The organism is Brachyspira sp. SAP_772 (assembly GCF_009755885.1).
Taxonomy (GTDB): domain Bacteria; phylum Spirochaetota; class Brachyspiria; order Brachyspirales; family Brachyspiraceae; genus Brachyspira.
Genome location: NZ_VYIX01000137.1, coordinates 1 through 749, shown reverse-complemented (window position 1 = coordinate 749; position 749 = coordinate 1). Strand labels below are relative to the sequence as shown.

Annotated in this window: 1 pseudogene; it reads right to left on the bottom strand. The window is 21.9% G+C overall.

The annotated features are described in order from the left end of the window. Nucleotides 1-749 (bottom strand): annotated as a pseudogene (locus GQX97_RS13085) (BspA family leucine-rich repeat surface protein); the annotation flags it as partial.

Below are 749 nucleotides of genomic sequence, written 5' to 3'. Positions count from 1 at the left end.
ATTGTATTATCAACAAAAACATCTTTATAAAAATCATAACTGTATGTTCTGCCTTCTATTAATAAAACACTTAAAATATGAGAAGTATTTTTTATAAAGTCAGCAACTTCTTTTCTTAAACTTTTTATCTCTTCTTTTAAATTCTCATCAAAGTTTTGAGGAATCTTTTTTAATTCTTTATTATTTTTTATATCAAACAAGCTTAAAGAATAATCACTATTCAAAATTAATTTATAATCCTTATTTAAAAGAATCTCTCCTTCAGAATTAAATAATAGATTTGAAGAGAATCTTAATTGRAAYTCATYATAGTCAATATCCATTTTTTCCATCACTTCGTCAATCAATTTATCAGCTTCATAACGAACTTCAGATTTTTTTGTGCTTGTATATATTTTATACAATAACCTAAGTGCATACTTACTTTCACTATTTAATTTAATTATTAAAAGAGAAAGTTTTGTATCTTGTTCTTTTTTATATATATTATACAGAGCATCATCGCCTCCATATATTCCATAAATAAAAGCGGCTGTTTCTTTATTATTTTCATCATAAACATTTTTAATAAACTCTATAAATGAATCTTTATCAAGTAAATTAATTATATTATCAATCTGCACTAATTTTTTTAYATCTCTTTTAAGAAGCAAATATTCCAAATATATATATTTTAAAACTTTATTATCAACTTCTCTCGATTTATCTTGTATTACAACCTTATAATCATTTATAAAGCTTACTTTCTT